Source organism: Allobosea sp. 05T433 (assembly GCF_056396065.1).
Genome location: NZ_JBFTKS010000003.1, coordinates 1 through 15,981, shown reverse-complemented (window position 1 = coordinate 15,981; position 15,981 = coordinate 1). Strand labels below are relative to the sequence as shown.

The following is a 15,981-nucleotide window of genomic DNA, read 5'->3' as shown; positions in this document are numbered from 1 at the left end:
AGGGCGATGGATGCGGCTTCGCTCAATATGGTGGCGCTTGCGCTCGGGGGGGCCGGGTTCGGCTGCTTCGCCTGGCCGATCATCCAGCGGCTCAATGGCAAGGCGCCGCCGGAAGCTCCCGGCAGCGGCAAGAGCCTGCGTTCGCCGCTGTGGTGGGCGGGCTTCCTGCTGACGATTGCGGCGATCTTCCTGCAGCGCGTCGCGAGCCAGCAGGCGGGAGGAGGCTAGCCTCCCGCGGCAGCCTCAGCCGCTGAAGCCGCCCGCGTCGAGAAATGCGCGCTCTTCGGGTGTCGTGTCCCGGCCGAGAATGGCGTTGCGATGCGGGAAGCGGCCGAAGTCGCGAATGATGTCGCGGTGGATGATCGCGTATTTGGTGCTGTTCTCATCGCCCGAGGCGCGGCTCAGATCGATGCAGCGTTCCTGATGCTCCAGCTCTTCGGAATGCATGAAGGGCATGTAGAAGAAGCGCCGCTCCGGATTGGTGAAGTGCTGGTCGAAGCCACGGGCGATGGCGCGCTCGGCGACCTCGACAGCGAGATCGTCGCTGGCGAAGGCCTCGGGCGAGCCGCGATACAGGTTGCGTGGAAACTGGTCCAGCAAGATGAGCAGCCCATAGGCGCCTTCGGGGGTCTCTTCCCAAGAGCCGAGCTCGCCCGCCGCGGCGGCGCGCTGGGCCTCGAGAAAGCGATCGCGGATTTCCCGGTCGAAGGCGTCGTCCTTGTCGAACCACTTATCCGGTCCGGCTTGCCGCCAGAAGGCGACGGTCTCGGCGGCCGTAGGCAAGCTCATACTTGTATCTCCAGATCGGATAACGCGTTGTCCATGAAGCGCAATTGCCCCAACCGGTGGGACGGATGGCGGCGCAGATTGACGCATTCCGGGCGGAAGCGAAACCCGGCCGGGCCCGTGTCGAGGATCTTCGCAGGCTGGCCCTTGCGCTCAGAAAAACCTTCCTGTAGAGACCGAACCGTAACGTACGGTACTGATCCTTGAGCGCCACTCCAGATACATCGAGCGAAGGACTGACAGCCCGGCAACAGGCCGTGCTGGATGCTGTGCTTGGCCTGATGGTCGAGAAGGGCGAGCACCTGACGATGACGGCTGTCGCCCGGCGTGCGAGCTGCTCGAAGGAAACCCTCTACAAGTGGTTCGGCGATCGTGACGGCCTGCTGACCGCGACCGTGCAGTGGCAGGCCTCGAAGGTGCGCGCCGGCAATTATGATCGCCAGAAACTCGATGCCCTGACGCTGCGCGAAAGCCTGACGCGTTTCGCGACGAACTGGCTCAATGTGATCACCAGCGACACCTCGATTGCACTGAACCGGATTGCTATCAGCCAGGCCGGATCGAAGGCCGGCAATCTCGGCGGGATCGTGCTGGCGAACGGGCGTGTCGCCATCGGCGAACGCCTGAAGCCGGTTCTTGACGCAGGCCGTGAGGCGGGGCTCCTGGCTTTCGATGATACGGAGACCGCCTTTCGCACATTCCTCGGCCTTGTCGGGCGCGATGTGCAGATCAGGCTGCTGCTGGGTGATGCGCTCGTGCTGAGCCCAGCGGAGAACGAGCGCGATGCAGCGCGCGCGACCGATCAATTCCTCACTCTGTACGGCGCGGTTGAAGCCGCTCCGGGCAAAGAAAAACCCTAACGCGAGACCAAGGAGCAACCTATGCGCGTTTATTACGACCGCGATGCGGACATCAATCTGATCAAGGGCAAGAAAGTCTGCATCGTCGGCTATGGCTCGCAGGGCCATGCCCACGCGCTCAACCTGCGCGATTCCGGCGTGAAGGACGTGATCATCGCCCTGAAGGCCGGCTCGGCCACCCGCAAGAAGGCCGAGGAAGCAGGCTTCAAGGTCATGACCCCGGCCGAGGCCGCCAAGACCGCCGACATCATGATGATGCTGACCCCTGACGAGCTGCAGGGCGACATCTATCGTGACGAACTGCATGGCAACATGAAGGAAGGCGCCGCGCTGCTCTTCGCGCACGGCCTCAACGTGCATTTCAACCTGATCGAGCCGCGCAAGGACCTCGACGTGCTGATGGTCGCGCCGAAGGGCCCCGGCCACACCGTGCGCTCGGAGTATCAGCGCGGCGGCGGCGTGCCGACCCTGATCGCGATCCACCAGGACGCCACCGGCAACGCCCATGATCTCGGCCTGTCTTACGCTTCGGCCAATGGCGGCGGTCGCGCCGGCATCATCGAGACCACCTTCAAGGAAGAGTGCGAGACCGACCTCTTCGGCGAGCAGGTCGTGCTCTGCGGCGGCCTGGTCGAGCTGATCAAGGCTGGCTACGAGACCCTGACCGAGGCCGGCTATGCACCCGAGATGGCCTATTTCGAGTGCCTGCATGAAGTAAAGCTGATCGTCGACCTCATCTATGAGGGCGGCATTGCCAACATGAACTATTCGATCTCGAACACCGCCGAGTTCGGCGAGTATGTCACCGGCCCGCGCATCATCACCGCCGAGACCAAGGCCGAGATGAAGCGCGTGCTGACCGACATCCAGTCGGGCAAGTTCACCCGCGACTGGATGCTCGAGAACAAGGTCAACCAGACCTCGTTCAAGGCCACCCGTGCCCGTATGGCCGCGCACCCGATCGAGGAAGTCGGCGCCAAGCTGCGCGACATGATGCCCTGGATCAAGGCCAAGGCGCTGGTCGACAAGACCAAGAACTGATCGGGCTCAGGCTCTGACTCACGGACTTGGCGAGCCGCTGCAATACCGCTCGCCAAGCGCCTGAGAGGGTTAACAAATCATTGATTCCGAGAGGGCGGATGCAGTAATGTGTCCGCCCTCTCGCCTTTCCGGGCGTGGAACCGGTTCCAGTCCGATGCGTTCGTCGAGGCAGTCGTACGTGGAGGCGGCCATGAGGACGATGAATCTGAACAGTGTCATTGACAGCCCTATCTGTGCGCGGGCCTTGCTTGCAGTGTCGCTCGTGATCGTATTCGCCGCGGTGTTCGGACTTTTCGGATACTGAAGGGCGTTTGCGTCAGACGGCAGGATTTGGCGAAGAACGCGGTACCATCGAAAACGGAAAAGGCCTCCGGCGTTTTGCGCCGGAGGCCTTTCTCCTCGCAGGGATAGCGGGGTCAGAAGGTGATCTTGTCCTTGATGTCGGACTCGACATTCGAGGGCAGGACGCTGCGCTTCACGAGATCATTGAAGTCTTTGAACTTCGCCTTGGAGCGCTCCTCGATGATTTTCTTGGAGCGCGCTTCGCCGATGCCCTTGAGACTGTCGAGTTCGGCGGCGGTCGCGGTGTTGATGTTGATCTTCTTGACCTGAGCGGCGGCTGCGGGCTGTGCAGGCTTGGCGGCTGTGCCAGCGGCGGGCGCTGCGGGCGTCGTGACTGGGGCCGGGGCACGTGCGGGGGCGCTCGGCTGCGTGGCGGGCTGTTGTGCGAAGGCGAAGCCGGCGGTCAGCGCGAGGGCGACGATCGGCGAGATGATGCGCGAAAGGCTCATGGTTGGACTCCATAGTCCTGCCCCGGGAGGGTAGCATCGGACAGGCGCCGGGTCGCCCGCCTCGACAACGCCGGCAGCCTGGAGCCGTTCGGCGTGCCGCGTCAGATCCGCACTGGTGAGTGGCGATATCGCGACGCAACGCCGTCAATTCGCGCCTTCTGGCCTGAACCCGCCCTGAATGCGCCGTTCAGTGTTCGGACGGTTTTCGGGATCAGCGCGTGACGAACTCGGCCAGCCGTCCGGCACCATAGAGCAGGCCAAAGCCCCATGCGAAAGACGCGGCCCAGTTGGCGAGCTGGAACGGCAGGAACGGCATCTTCACGATGCCGGCGACGATGGCGATGACCGCCCGCAGCGGCCCGAAGAAGTGGCCAATGAGAATGCTGAAGATGCCCCATTTCTCGAAGAAGGCATGTCCCTTCTCGAGCAGTTCAGGGTTCTTCTTGAGCGGCCAGGTTTCTCCGATGCGCGGGCCGAGCACGATGCCGGCCCAATAGGAGATCCAGAAGCCGCAACCCGCGCCGAGCGAGGCCGCGAAAGCCAGCGGAACCAGGTCGAGACCGGAGGCTCCCGCCGCCGCGCCGAAGGCGGTGAAGAACACCGTGGCGGGTACGAGCCAGGACAGCACCGCCACACATTCGGCGAAGGCCACCAGAAAGACGATCGGGATCGCCCATTGCTGGTTGGTGCGCATGAACTCGACGAGTCCCTGCATCAGGCTTTCGAGTTGCTGCATGAGGGTCGAGATCTTTCAGGCCAAGGCGCTGGCTTATCGCTGTCTCGGGCCGTGGATGCAACAGCTGCGCGCTGCGGCGAATCTGCCGGGCAAGACCAAGGTTGGGTTGCCTTCCGGAGGCGATCACCTAGAGTTTCGTCAAACGAACGCGATATTCGGCCAGGGCGCTTGGCGCAGCAGGCCGTTGGGGAACGCTTTATGGAGCTTCAAGACCGCCTGCACGCTTATGCGGGCCCTGCTGGCGTGCCCGGGGCGGATACCGCGCCAGCTGTCAATCTCAGCGGCATCGACATCACCTTCCAGCTTGCAGGCGGGCATCGCTACAAGGCGGTGACTGGCATCGATCTCACCGTCTCGGCCGGGGAGTTCGTTTCGGTCGTGGGGCCGACCGGCTGTGGAAAGTCGACCTTGCTCAATGCTGCGGCCGGGCTGCTGACCCCGTCTGCCGGCAAGGTCGGGATATTCGGCAAGCCGCTCGCGGGGCTGAATGTACGCGCGGGCTATCTCTTCCAGCAGGACGCGCTGATGCCGTGGAAGACGGCGCTGCAGAATGTCGCCGTGGCGCTGGAGCCGATGGGCGTGCCGGCTGCGGAGGCCGATGCGCGTGCCCGCGACTGGCTCGGCCGTGTCGGTCTGCGCGCTTTCGTCGATCGTTATCCGCATATGCTTTCGGGGGGGCAGCGCAAGCGCGTCAGCCTCGCGCAGATGCTGATCCGCAATCCCGAGATTTTGCTGATGGACGAGCCGTTCGGACCGCTCGATGCGCAGACCCGGCAGATCATGGGCAACCTGCTGCTGGATCTCTGGTCGAAGGATCGAAAGGCGTTGATCTTCGTCACCCATGATCTCGAGGAGGCGATCGCGCTCTCCGACCGCGTCGTGGTGATGTCGGCGGGGCCGGCCGCCGGAATCGTCGCCGATTACAGGGTCACCCTGCCGCGCCCGCGCGACATCGCCGAGATCCGGCTGGAAAAGGCCTTCCACGAGATCCATCGCGACATCTGGTCGTCGCTGCGCATCGAGGTGCAGAAGGCTTACGCCATGGGCGAAGGCAAGGAACTGGTGCAGGGAGACGCCTCGTGAACCGCCTGACGCTCCTTGCACTGCAGATTCTCGTCGCGGTCGTGTTCCTGCTGATCTGGCACGTCTTCACGGTCTATCCGCTGCTCGGCGACACCAAGACAATCCAGTTCTTCTTCTCGACGCCGCTGCAGGTCCTCGGTCGGACCTGGACCCAGCTCACCGGCGGCGACATCTATTTCCATCTCGGCATCACGCTGACCGAGACCGTGCTCGCCTTCGTCATCGGCTCGGCGGCGGGCGTCTTCTTCGGCTTCACCTTCGCGCGCCGGCAGCTGATGGCGGCGGTGTTCGACCCCTATATCAAGGCGGCCAATGCGCTGCCGCGCGTGGTGCTGGCGCCGATCTTCGCGCTCTGGTTCGGCCTCGGCATCTGGTCGAAGGTGGCGCTCGGCTTCACGCTGGTCTTCTTCATCGTCTTCTTCAACGTCTACCAGGGCGTCCGCGAGGTCTCGCCGACGGTACTCGCCAATGCCCGCATGCTCGGCATGAACGAGCGCCAGCTCTTCCGCCATGTCTACTGGCCGTCGGCCCTGACCTGGATGTTCTCCTCGCTGCACACCTCTGTCGGCTTTGCGCTGGTCGGTGCGGTTGTCGGCGAATATCTCGGCTCGTCGGCCGGTCTCGGCTACAAGATCCACGAGGCCGAGAGCGTCTTCGATGTCACCGGCGTGTTCTCCGGCATGCTGATCCTGGCGCTCTTCGTCATCGTGATCGATTCACTTGTCACCTTCGTCGAGAAGCGCCTGCTGGTCTGGCGACCGGGACAGAGCGCGACCACGACGACTTAGATCATCAGGCCGGATATCGTATCCAGTCTGATGATCTAGTCATCTGTATTTGCATCGGCCTTCCCGAAGACCGTAATCCACTTTTCGGGCCGATGCTTTAGGCTGGCGCGGCCGGTTCACCCCGCGCTTGCTGTCTTGGGGCGCTGCCGAGGAGCCTTGAGCCCGACAGCGGCGCTGTTTTCGATCAGGGTCAGGAAAGCTGTCGCGACCGGGCGAAGCGTCTCCGCCGGCGGCGATACGGCGTGCAAGGTGCGACGGAGATTCGGGCGAAGGGGGATCCCAACCACGCCGCGGCTGTCGTCGAGGGCCAGCTCGGGCATGATCGTCAGGCCGAGCCCTTCACGCACCATACTGAGCAAGGTCGCGTTGTCGCGCACGAGGCAGGCGATCTCGGGATGGCTGGCTGCTGCTGTCAGGAGTTCCTGGATGAGCGTTTCGCAGCCCCCTCCCGAGAGCAGCATGCGTTGCCCGTCCAGGGCAGCGAGCGGGAGCGAGGCCCGGGATGCAAGCTCGTGGTCGGCGGGAACAACGACGAGGTAGTCGTCGGAATAGACCGGGCGGGCTGCCAGTTCGGGATGGGTACGGCTGGTGATGCCGATCTCGACCACGCCGGCCTGGATCCAGGCGGTGACCTCCGGATCCGTCCCCTCATACAAGCTCACCGTGATGCCGGGATGCTCGGTGCGCAGGCGCCGCAGCCATGCGGGCAGCAGCCGGACGGCTGCGCTCTGTACGACGCCGATCCGCAAGGTGCCGCTCAACTTGCCGGCAAGTCCGCTGCACGTGCCGAGCCGTTCGACGGCCGCGAGTACCGCACGCGTCTCGACAAGGGCCGCTTCGCCGGCTGCCGTCAGCACCAATCCATCGCGGCCGCGTAGCACCAAGGCGGTGTCTAACGCCCGTTCCAGCCCCGCGACCGCCTGGCTCACGGCTGACTGCGACAGGCGGAGGCGGTCGGCTGCCACCGTGAAGCCGCCATGTTCGACGACGCCGGCGAAACAACGCAGCTGCACCAGAGTGACATTAGGTGGCATGATCGAGGGGTATTCCAAGGATTAATTGGACTGATCTTGTCCACGTCCTTAACCCGGCCATCGCAACACACTCAAGGCCCGGGATGGGGCTCGATGACCCGTATCAGACAGATTGACCGTGGGCCTGGCCCAGATCGCTCCGGTATGGCTCGATCGCGATGCCACCCTGGGGAAGGTGGCCAACTGGATCGCGCGCGCCGCCGCGGCAGGGTGCGGCTTCGTCGCGTTCGGGGAGGCGCTGGTGCCGGGTTATCCCTTCTGGATCGAACATACCGACGGGGCGCGCTTTGAATCGTCGCTGCAGAAGGAGATTCACGCGCATTATCTGGATCAGGCCGTTCAGATCGAGGCCGGCCATCTGGCTGCGGTCTGCGCTGCGGCACAGCGCGGCGGCATCGCCGTCATCCTCGGCATCATCGAGCGGCCGGCAGATCGCGGCGGGCACAGCGTCTATTGCTCGCGCGTGCATATCGGTGCGGATGGCATGATCGCGTCGGTGCATCGCAAGCTGATGCCGACCTATGAAGAGAGGCTGAGCTGGGCGCCGGGCGACGGACATGGTCTTCAGGTGCACCGTGTCGGGGCCTTCACGGTTGGCGGGCTGAACTGCTTCGAGAACTGGATGCCGCTGTCGCGAGCAGCGCTGTACGCGCAGGGTGAGAACCTGCATGTGGCGCTTTGGCCGGGGAACCTCCGCAACACGGTGGATACGACCTGCTTCCTGGCGCGCGAGGGACGCAGCTACGTACTGGCGGTCTCGGGACTGATGCGCAAGCAGGATGTGCCGGCCGGCAGTCCTGCTGCCGCCATGCTGGAAACCTGCCCCGAGATCCTCGCTGATGGCGGCTCCGGCATCGCCGGCCCGGACGGCAAATGGGTGATCGAGCCCGTGACGGGGCGCGAGGAGCTTCTCGTTGCGACGCTTGATCATCGCGAGGTCAGGCGCGAGCGCCAGAATTTCGATCAGGCCGGACACTATGCCCGCCCGGATGTGACACGCCTCGTCGTCAACCGGACCCGGCAGGGCATTGCGTCCTTTCTGGATGAGGGGACGCTATAGCGACGCGGGCTCACCGGCGTTCGCCTGGGGGCTCAGACGAAAGTTGCGCCCCGGGCCTCGGGCTGATCGGGGAGGCGAGGTTGCCCGTGCCGTGCAATCTCGCCTATCGTCGGGGCCGACTGCGCCAGTTCAGAAGCGCAAACCGATCCCATCAGGAGGAAATTCGATGAGCTTCACCCGTCGCGGCGCGCTGGCCGCGCTCGCCTTGTCCACCTCTCTCGGCTTCGTGCCGTTTGGCGCACAGGCCCAGACGGCCGAGAAGCCGAATGTCACGCTCGGCGTCGGCGGCAAGCAGCTGCTCTATTATCTTCCGCTGACGGTCGCGGAGAAGAAGGGCTTCTTCAAGGAGCAGGGGCTCGACGTCACGATCAACGATTTCGGCGGTGGCGCGAAGTCGTTGCAGGCCCTCGTCGGCGGCTCGGTCGATGTCGTGACCGGCGCCTATGAGCATACCATCCGGATGCAGGCCAAGGGGCAGGACATCCGCGCCGTGGTTGAGCTCGGGCGTTTCCCAGCGATCACCATCGCCGTGCGCAAGGAGCTTGCCGACAAGGTCAAATCCGCGGCCGATTTCAAGGGCTTGAAGATCGGCGTCACCGCGCCCGGCTCCTCGACCTCGCTGACCGCGCAATATGCCATGGTCAAGGCCGGCCTGAAGGCGACCGACGCGCCGATCATCGGTGTCGGTGCCGGCGCCAGCGCCGTTGCCGCGATCAAGCAAGGCCAGGTCGACATCATCTCGCATCTCGATCCCGTGACCTCGAAGCTCGAAGCGGATGGCGATGTCGTGGCGCTGATCGACACCCGCACCGAGGCCGGCACCAAGGCGCTGTTCGGCGGTTCAAACCCTGCTGCCGTGCTCTATCTCAAGAATGATTTCGCCGAGAAGAACCCGGTCACGACGCAGAAACTCGTCAACGCGCTGGTCAAGTCCCTGAAATGGCTGGAGACGGCCAAGCCCGAGGATGTCGCCGATCTCGTCCCCGCCGAATACCATCTCGGCGACAAGCCGCTCTATCTGCGCGCCGTCAAGAATTCGCAGGAAAGTTATTCGCGCACCGGCATTTCCACGCCAGATGCGATGAAGAGCATGTATGACTCGCTGAAACTGCTCGATCCTGAGCTTGCGACCTCGAATGTCGACCTGAACAAGACCTTCATCGACAGCTTCGCGAAGAAGGCCGCCGCCGGATCGTAGTCTCTCGACTCCTTTCTGCAGGCCGGTCAAACTCGGCTCTTCCATTGGGAGAGCCGAGATGACCGAGCGCGCTGCGATCGAGACCTTGCTCCTGAGCGCCTATGAGGCGCGTGTGCACGGGGATCTCGATGGAGTGATGGCCTTCTTCCATCCCGATTGCCGGTTCCATTTCATGGGAGCGGAGGATCTCGGGCCCATGTGCAGCCCACAGACGGGCTGTGCCGCGGTTCGGGAGCAGATGGCCGGGCTGATCGGCACGTTCGCCTTCTCGAAGTTCAAGACGCTGGGGCTGCTCGTCGAAGGCGCTCGCGCCTCGTTTCACTGGAGCGCCGATGTCACCCATGTGCCGACCGGTCGTACCCAGAGCTTCGAGGCGGTCGATCTGGTCACTGTGGAAGACGGCAAGGTACGAAGCCTGACGCAGTTCACCGACACGGCCAGCGTGATGCGTCTCGGCTCCGCCTGATCGCCGTTTGTCATCGCCTGCATCAACGCTTTCGATTTGCTCCCGGCGCGGCAACCGCTAGGTTCGCCGCGTCGTTTCGTTGAAGGCTTGTGCTGCGCGCCATGAACATCCTCTCGATCCAGTCCCATGTCGCTTTTGGCCATGTCGGCAACGCCTCCGCCGTTTTCCCGATGCAGCGACTGGGGGTCGAGGTCTGGCCGATCCATACCGTGCAGTTCTCGAATCATACGGGCTACGGGGACTGGAAGGGCCGGGTCTTCGAGGGCGGCATGATCGACGAGGTGATGGAAGGCATTGCCGAGCGTGGCGTGCTGCCGGGCTGCGACGGCGTGCTCTCCGGCTATATGGGATCGGCCGATATCGGCCACGCCATCCTGTCTGCCGTCGAGCGGGTCCGCGCGGCCAATCCCGATGCGCTCTATTGCTGCGATCCGGTGATCGGCGATGTCGGACGCGGCATTTTCGTGCGGCCGGGCATTCCCGAGTTCATGCGCGAACAGGCGGTGCCGGCTGCCGATATCGTCACGCCGAACCAGTTCGAGCTCGAACTCCTGACCGATATCGAGGTGAAAACCATTGCCGACGCGCACCGCGCCGTCGAAACGCTGCGCGATGCCGGCCCGAAAGTCGTGCTGGTGACATCGCTGGTCACGGAAGAAACGCCGGCGGATGCGATCGACCTGATGGCGGCCGACGCCAAGGGCGCCTTCCGGGTGCGCACGCCGAAGATCGATATCAGCGTCAACGGTGCGGGCGATGCGATCGCCGCACTCTTCTTTGTCCACTACATGCGCGAGGGATCGGCTGCCGCTGCCCTCAGCAAGGCCTCGTCCTCGATCTATGGCCTGCTGAAGCGGACGAAGGAGGCCGGCTCGCGCGAGATCCTGACGGTCGCCGCGCAGGACGAATTCGCGACGCCTTCGCAGCTCTTCACGCCCGAAGCGATCTGAGCCGCAGGCTGAACGCGATGAAACTGCGCGTCGGCACCTTCAATGTCGAAAACCTGCTGACGCGCCACCGCTTCGAGAATGGCGGACGCATCGACACCGCCGCCGCGATGTCGCTCTTTCATTTTCCGCGCGCCGACCAGCGCGATGCCGTCGAGCGCTCGCTCGCGGTGGCGCTTGAGGACGACAAGCGGCAGATGACGGCGCTCGCCATCGCCGAGGCGCAAGCCGATATCTGGATGCTGCAGGAAGTGGACTCGCTCGCGAGCCTGCAGGCGTTCTTTGCCAATTACGTCCATCGCATCGCCGATTACCGCTACGGCCATTTCGCTCTGATCGACGGCAATGACAGGCGCGACATCGATATCGGCTTTGGCGCCCGGCGCGATCTGCTGGCGCCCCAGGCGGTCCGTGTCGTCTCGCACAAGGACCTCAGCTTCGGCCAGGCCGGCGCTTATGATCCTTCGCTCGCGCGGTTCGGCATCAGGCCGGGCGACAGGGGCTTTGCCCGCGATTGCCTCGCTGTCGAGCTGAGCTTGGGTGACCGTTCGCTGACGCTCTTCGGTTGCCATTTCAAGTCGATGAACAACGGCCGCGACGATGGCCGGCAGGAGACCCTGCCGATCCGGCGGGCGGAGGCCCTGGCCGTCAGGCACATCGTCAAGACCTGGTTCGGGGCGTCTTGGCGCGAAGCCAACTGGATCGTGCTGGGTGATCTCAACGGTTATCGCCATGGCCTTGGCCCACTTGGCGAGTTGGTCGACGAAGGGGATAGCGGCATCGAGCCGTTGCTCGAGGATTTGGCTGTCGACCCGATCATGCATCTGCTCCAGCATGAGCGCTGGACGCATTTCCGGCGCTACTGGTCGGAGGCCGAACAGCGGCTCATCGATAGCCATATGCCGCTGGACCATATCCTGCTGTCGCCGGCGCTGGCGGCTGCGAACCCCAATCCGGCCATGCAGATGATCCGGCGAGGTTTGCCCTATCGCGTGCCGCTCGATCCGCGCGAGCCCGATCGTTCGATGGCGCGGCTGGCGACCTGCAGCGACCGCTATCCGCGCGTCGGCTGGGACAGGCCAAAGGCGTCGGATCATTGCCCGCTGACCATCGATCTGGTCGTGCCTGCCACCAAGGGAGGGTTGCCGTGAAACGCCGCTTCGTCACGCTCGATGTCTTCACCGGGGCACGTCACGCCGGCAACCCTTTGGCGGTGGTGCTGGACGCAGAGGGCCTCGACACCGAGGCGATGCAGGCGATCACGCGCGAATTCAACCTGTCCGAGACGGTCTTCGTCGCGCCGCCCGCCCACCCGGCCAACCGTGCCGCCATTCGGATTTTCACGCCGGGCCGGGAGCTGCCATTCGCCGGCCATCCAACCGTCGGCACAGCCATCCTGCTCGCTCTCCACGATGCCCAGGCGGGCAGGGAAAACGACAAGCTCGTCCTGGAGGAGCGGATCGGTGCCGTCTCCTGCGACGTCTCGGTCGGGAATGATCAGGGCAGGGCGACCTTCACCTTGCCGCGCTTGCCGGAGCGGATCGGAGAAGCGGCATCGCCAGTGGAGCTTGCAACTGCGCTCGGGCTCGATCCTGCCGAGATCGGCTTCGATGCCCATGAGCCAGGCGTATTCTCCGGTGGAGTCGGCTTTACGCTGGTTCCGGTGGCGAGCCTCGAGGCGATGGGCCGCATCACGCTCGACATGATGCGGTGGAATACGGTGATGAAGCCGGCCGAGCATCCCAACGCCTTCGTCTATTGTCGGCAGACCCGCGATGCGGGCCATCACTTCCATGCCCGCATGTTCGCGCCAGGGATGGGCATCGGCGAAGACCCCGCGACCGGTGGCGCAGCTGCCGCCTTCGCCGCCGCTGTGATGGCCTTCGATCGTCCCGGCGATGGCGAGCACCGCCTCGTCATCGAGCAGGGGTACGAGATGGGACGGCCGTCGCAGATCGAACTCACTTTGCGGGTCGAGCGCGGTGGACTCGTTTCGGCCAGCATTGGCGGCGAAGCTGTGCTGGTGAGCGAGGGCGTGCTGCTGTGAGTGGGACCGAATGATGAATGGTGTTGTCGACGGGACGATCGTTCCGCTTGCGCGGGTCGAGGCCGTGGTCGAGCCGCATGACTGGGTCTTCGCGCGGGAGAACCACACTGCCATTGCCGCGCATTGGGCCAGGATCAGCGCCGGCAAGCCGGCGATGTTCAATGGCCGGATCATGCTGCAGCATCGCGGCGCGATCGCGGATGGCGTGTTCAGCGCACGCTATTTCGAGACGGATTACGCCGCCTTCATGACCTGGCGCGATCTTGGCCATCCCGGCCCGGTGGTCCGCAACGGCTATGCGATGGCGGCCCTGAGGGCGGCGGATGGCGCCTTTCTCTGCGGCGTGATGGGCGACCACACCGCCAATGCGGGCAAAGTCTATTTCGCCGCCGGTACGCCGGATCGCGAAGATCTCAGGGACGACGGCATGCTCGACCTTGCCGGCAGCGTCACCCGCGAACTCTGTGAGGAGACCGGACTGACCTTGGGCGAAATCGACGTCGATGAAAGCTGGACGGCGGTGATCCTGACGGGGCGCGTCGCCTTCATGCGGCCGGTGGCGCTGTCCTGGTCGGCCGAGGAGGCGCGCGAGATCATGCTGTCACGCATCAAGCAGCAGGCGGAGCCGGAACTCTCCGACATCGTGATTGTGCGCAATCTTGCCGAGAGCGACCATCTCGACATGCCGCCCTTCATGCGGCGCTATCTCGCCCATATCTACGCTCAAGACTGACCTTCCCCTGTTTTTCCGGAACGGAACGAGATGACCGCGCCAGAAGCCTTGCCGCTACCCGTCGACAATCCCTTCGCCGCCGTCTGGGAGACACCCTTCGGCCTGCCACCCTTCGCGGTGATCAAGCCTGAACACATCACGCCGGCATTCGAGGCGGCTCTGGCCAAGCACAAGTCGGAGATCGCGGCGATCTCCGACGATCCGGCAGTGCCTGAATTCGCCAACGTGATCGAAGCGCTGGAACGGTCGGGCCGCGCGCTCAGCCGCGTCGGCGGTGTCTTCTACAATCTCGCCGGGGCTGACACGAACGAGGCGCTGCAGTCGATCGAACGCGAGATGTCACCGGTCACCTCGCGGCACTGGTCGGCAATCATGATGGACCCGGCCCTGTTCGCCCGCGTCGATGTGGTCTTCGCGAAGCGCGAGAATCTGGGACTGGACGCCGAACAGAAGCGCCTGCTGGAGCGGACCTATCGCGGCTTCGTTCGCTCGGGTGCGCAGCTTGGTCCCGAGGAAAAGAAACGCCTTGCCGCGATCAACGAGCGGCTGGCGGGGCTCGGCACGCAGTTCAGCCAGAACGTGCTCAAGGATGAGGCCTCCTATGCGCTTGTCCTCGATGACGAGGCCAAGCTCGCGGGCGTGCCGCCCTTCCTCCGGGCGGCGATGGCCCATGCCGCTGGCGACCGGGGCCATGATGGCAAGCATGCGGTTACACTTTCACGTTCGATCATCGAGCCCTTCCTGACTTTCTCCACCCGCCGCGAGCTCCGCGAGGAGGCCTTCGTGGCCTGGAGCAAGCGCGGCGAGAATGGCGGCGAGACGGATAACCGCGCCATCGTCGCGGAGATGGTGGCTTTGCGTGCCGAGAAGGCGAAGCTGCTCGGCTTCGAGACCTTCGCGCATTTCAAGCTCGACGATTCCATGGCCAAGACGCCGGAGAATGTCCGGGGGCTGCTCGAACTGGTCTGGAAGCCGGCCAAGGCGCGGGCTGCGAAGGAAGCGGCTGACCTTGCCCTGCTCGCGCAGGAGGAGGGCGAGAATGGCCCGATCCGACCGTGGGACTGGCGCCACTATGCCGAGAAGGTGCGCCAGAAGACCTATGCGCTCGATGAGGCGGTGCTGAAGCCTTATCTCCAGCTCGACCGCATCATCGCTGCAGCCTTCGACACCGCGGGCAAGCTCTTCGGCCTGACCTTCGAGGAGAAGCACGATCTCGCTGGCTATCATCCCGATGTCCGCGTCTTTGAGGTCCGCGACGTGGGCGGCCGGCATATCGGGCTCTTCCTCGGTGATTATTTCGCCCGCGCATCGAAACGTTCGGGCGCCTGGATGAGCGCCTATCGCGGCCAGCGGAAGCTCGGCGGCGAGGTTCGCCCGATCATCGTCAATGTCTGCAATTTCGCGAAACCCGCAGCCGGAAAGCCGGCGCTGCTTTCGATCGACGATGCGCGCACCCTGTTCCATGAATTCGGCCACGCCCTGCATGGGCTGTTGTCCGACGTGACCTATGGCTCGCTCGCCGGCACCTCGGTCTCGCGCGATTTCGTCGAGTTGCCCTCCCAGCTTTACGAGCACTGGTTCCTGACGCGCGAGGTGATGCAGGCCTATTGCTTGCATGCCGAGACCGGCGAGCCGATCCCCGAGGGGCTGATCGACAAGATCAAGAAGGCGCAGACCTTCAATCAGGGCTTTGCGACGGTGGAATACACCTCCTCGGCGCTGGTCGACCTCGCCTTCCATTCGCTGAAGGATCCAGCAACGGTCGATCCGCTTGCCTTCGAGGCGGCAGAGCTGGAGCGTATCGGCATGCCGGCCGAGATCATCATGCGTCACCGCACGCCGCATTTCACCCATGTCTTCTCGGGCGACGGCTATTCGGCCGGCTATTACAGCTATCTCTGGTCCGAGGTGATGGATGCCGACGCCTTCAATGCCTTCATCGAGGCTGGAGACGTCTTCGCTGCCGATGTCGCCGCCAAGCTGAAGCGTTTCATCTATTCGGCGGGCGATACGCGTGATCCGGCAGAGGCCTACACGCTCTTCAGGGGCAGGCTGCCCACGCCCGATGCGCTGCTGGAGAAGCGAGGCCTGGCGGCGTAGGCGAAGCGCAGGCTCTCCCTGTCACGCGGGCTGTCACGCGGGCCATCCACGTCTTGAACCGTCGGGGGCGAAGCGTGGAGCTTGGACGGAAGTACAGGTGGTCGGGACAAGCCCGACCACGACGCGTGCTGCAGACTAGACTAGATGCCGTAATGGGCCGGCGCTTCGAATAGCCATTTTGGGTGGCTGTCCCTCAGAATGATGGTGTTGAAAACGAGGTCCGAGCGATCGGCCTCAAGCATCATGAGAGGAACAGCCGTGGAGCATTATGCTGGAATCGATGTCTCTCTATGCTGGAATCGATGTCTCTC

At 64.2% G+C, this 15,981-nt stretch carries 17 protein-coding genes; 13 read left to right on the top strand and 4 right to left on the bottom strand.

From position 1 onward, the window contains the following. Positions 1 to 6: 6 nt before the first annotated feature. Positions 7 to 228: a hypothetical protein gene (locus AC1DGP_RS04315; protein WP_476831752.1), complete on the top strand. Its 222-nt coding sequence runs from the start codon at positions 7 to 9 to the stop codon at positions 226 to 228. A 15-nt stretch (positions 229 to 243) separates the two neighbouring features. Here the strand turns inward: AC1DGP_RS04315 and AC1DGP_RS04310 are convergent, their stop codons facing one another. Then, complete coding sequence (locus tag AC1DGP_RS04310; RefSeq protein WP_476831751.1) at positions 244 to 789, bottom strand: DUF924 family protein; 546 nt, start codon at positions 787 to 789, stop codon at positions 244 to 246. Positions 790 to 989: 200 nt separating this feature from the next. Here AC1DGP_RS04310 and AC1DGP_RS04305 point away from each other — a divergent pair, with 200 nt between their 5' ends. Together AC1DGP_RS04305 and ilvC are read left to right on the top strand one after the other, a co-directional pair. Next, complete coding sequence (locus tag AC1DGP_RS04305) at positions 990 to 1,646, top strand: TetR/AcrR family transcriptional regulator C-terminal domain-containing protein (protein ID WP_441476755.1); 657 nt, start codon at positions 990 to 992, stop codon at positions 1,644 to 1,646. A 21-nt stretch (positions 1,647 to 1,667) separates the two neighbouring features. After that, positions 1,668 to 2,687 carry a ketol-acid reductoisomerase gene (gene ilvC, locus AC1DGP_RS04300; protein ID WP_043237478.1) on the top strand — a complete coding sequence of 340 codons (1,020 nt, stop codon included), beginning with the start codon at positions 1,668 to 1,670 and terminating at the stop codon, positions 2,685 to 2,687. Between the two features lie 416 nt (positions 2,688 to 3,103). Here ilvC and AC1DGP_RS04295 read toward each other — a convergent pair whose 3' ends face one another. Together AC1DGP_RS04295 and AC1DGP_RS04290 are read right to left on the bottom strand one after the other, a co-directional pair. Beyond that, positions 3,104 to 3,478 carry a ComEA family DNA-binding protein gene (locus AC1DGP_RS04295; RefSeq protein ID WP_441508443.1) on the bottom strand — a complete coding sequence of 125 codons (375 nt, stop codon included), beginning with the start codon at positions 3,476 to 3,478 and terminating at the stop codon, positions 3,104 to 3,106. A 211-nt stretch (positions 3,479 to 3,689) separates the two neighbouring features. Then, positions 3,690 to 4,214: a DedA family protein gene (locus tag AC1DGP_RS04290; protein WP_441508442.1), complete on the bottom strand. Its 525-nt coding sequence runs from the start codon at positions 4,212 to 4,214 to the stop codon at positions 3,690 to 3,692. Positions 4,215 to 4,412: 198 nt separating this feature from the next. On the opposite strand from AC1DGP_RS04290, the gene AC1DGP_RS04285 reads away from it, so the two are divergent. Further along, positions 4,413 to 5,297, top strand: coding sequence for an ABC transporter ATP-binding protein (locus AC1DGP_RS04285; protein WP_476769808.1), 885 nt, complete (start codon positions 4,413 to 4,415; stop codon positions 5,295 to 5,297). Beyond that, positions 5,294 to 6,085 (top strand): ABC transporter permease, encoded by a 792-nt coding sequence (locus AC1DGP_RS04280; RefSeq protein ID WP_441489247.1) that lies wholly within the window; start codon positions 5,294 to 5,296, stop codon positions 6,083 to 6,085. Before AC1DGP_RS04285 ends, AC1DGP_RS04280 begins: the two co-directional genes overlap by 4 nt. 116 nt (positions 6,086 to 6,201) lie before the next feature. Here the strand turns inward: AC1DGP_RS04280 and AC1DGP_RS04275 are convergent, their stop codons facing one another. After that, positions 6,202 to 7,119: a LysR family transcriptional regulator gene (locus AC1DGP_RS04275; protein WP_476831750.1), complete on the bottom strand. Its 918-nt coding sequence runs from the start codon at positions 7,117 to 7,119 to the stop codon at positions 6,202 to 6,204. A 118-nt stretch (positions 7,120 to 7,237) separates the two neighbouring features. Here AC1DGP_RS04275 and AC1DGP_RS04270 point away from each other — a divergent pair, with 118 nt between their 5' ends. The 8 genes from AC1DGP_RS04270 to AC1DGP_RS04235 all read left to right on the top strand — a co-directional run bounded on the left by AC1DGP_RS04270 (position 7,238) and on the right by AC1DGP_RS04235 (position 15,670). Next, complete coding sequence (locus AC1DGP_RS04270; protein WP_476831859.1) at positions 7,238 to 8,179, top strand: carbon-nitrogen hydrolase family protein; 942 nt, start codon at positions 7,238 to 7,240, stop codon at positions 8,177 to 8,179. A 166-nt stretch (positions 8,180 to 8,345) separates the two neighbouring features. Next, complete coding sequence (locus AC1DGP_RS04265; protein WP_069879884.1) at positions 8,346 to 9,377, top strand: ABC transporter substrate-binding protein; 1,032 nt, start codon at positions 8,346 to 8,348, stop codon at positions 9,375 to 9,377. Positions 9,378 to 9,435: 58 nt separating this feature from the next. Further along, positions 9,436 to 9,843, top strand: a complete 408-nt coding sequence (locus tag AC1DGP_RS04260) for a nuclear transport factor 2 family protein (RefSeq protein WP_476831749.1) — start codon at positions 9,436 to 9,438, stop codon at positions 9,841 to 9,843. 101 nt (positions 9,844 to 9,944) lie between these two features. Beyond that, positions 9,945 to 10,793, top strand: coding sequence for a pyridoxal kinase PdxY (gene pdxY / locus AC1DGP_RS04255; protein ID WP_476831748.1), 849 nt, complete (start codon positions 9,945 to 9,947; stop codon positions 10,791 to 10,793). A gap of 17 nt (positions 10,794 to 10,810) precedes the next feature. Further along, positions 10,811 to 11,941, top strand: a complete 1,131-nt coding sequence (locus tag AC1DGP_RS04250; RefSeq protein WP_476831747.1) for an endonuclease/exonuclease/phosphatase family protein — start codon at positions 10,811 to 10,813, stop codon at positions 11,939 to 11,941. Continuing rightward, positions 11,938 to 12,837, top strand: coding sequence for a PhzF family phenazine biosynthesis protein (locus tag AC1DGP_RS04245; RefSeq protein ID WP_441489241.1), 900 nt, complete (start codon positions 11,938 to 11,940; stop codon positions 12,835 to 12,837). The genes AC1DGP_RS04250 and AC1DGP_RS04245 overlap by 4 nt, the downstream gene beginning before the upstream one ends. 13 nt (positions 12,838 to 12,850) lie before the next feature. Then, positions 12,851 to 13,570 carry an NUDIX hydrolase gene (locus AC1DGP_RS04240; protein WP_441489240.1) on the top strand — a complete coding sequence of 240 codons (720 nt, stop codon included), beginning with the start codon at positions 12,851 to 12,853 and terminating at the stop codon, positions 13,568 to 13,570. A 30-nt stretch (positions 13,571 to 13,600) separates the two neighbouring features. Next, complete coding sequence (locus AC1DGP_RS04235; protein ID WP_441508437.1) at positions 13,601 to 15,670, top strand: M3 family metallopeptidase; 2,070 nt, start codon at positions 13,601 to 13,603, stop codon at positions 15,668 to 15,670. Positions 15,671 to 15,981: the final 311 nt, after the last annotated feature.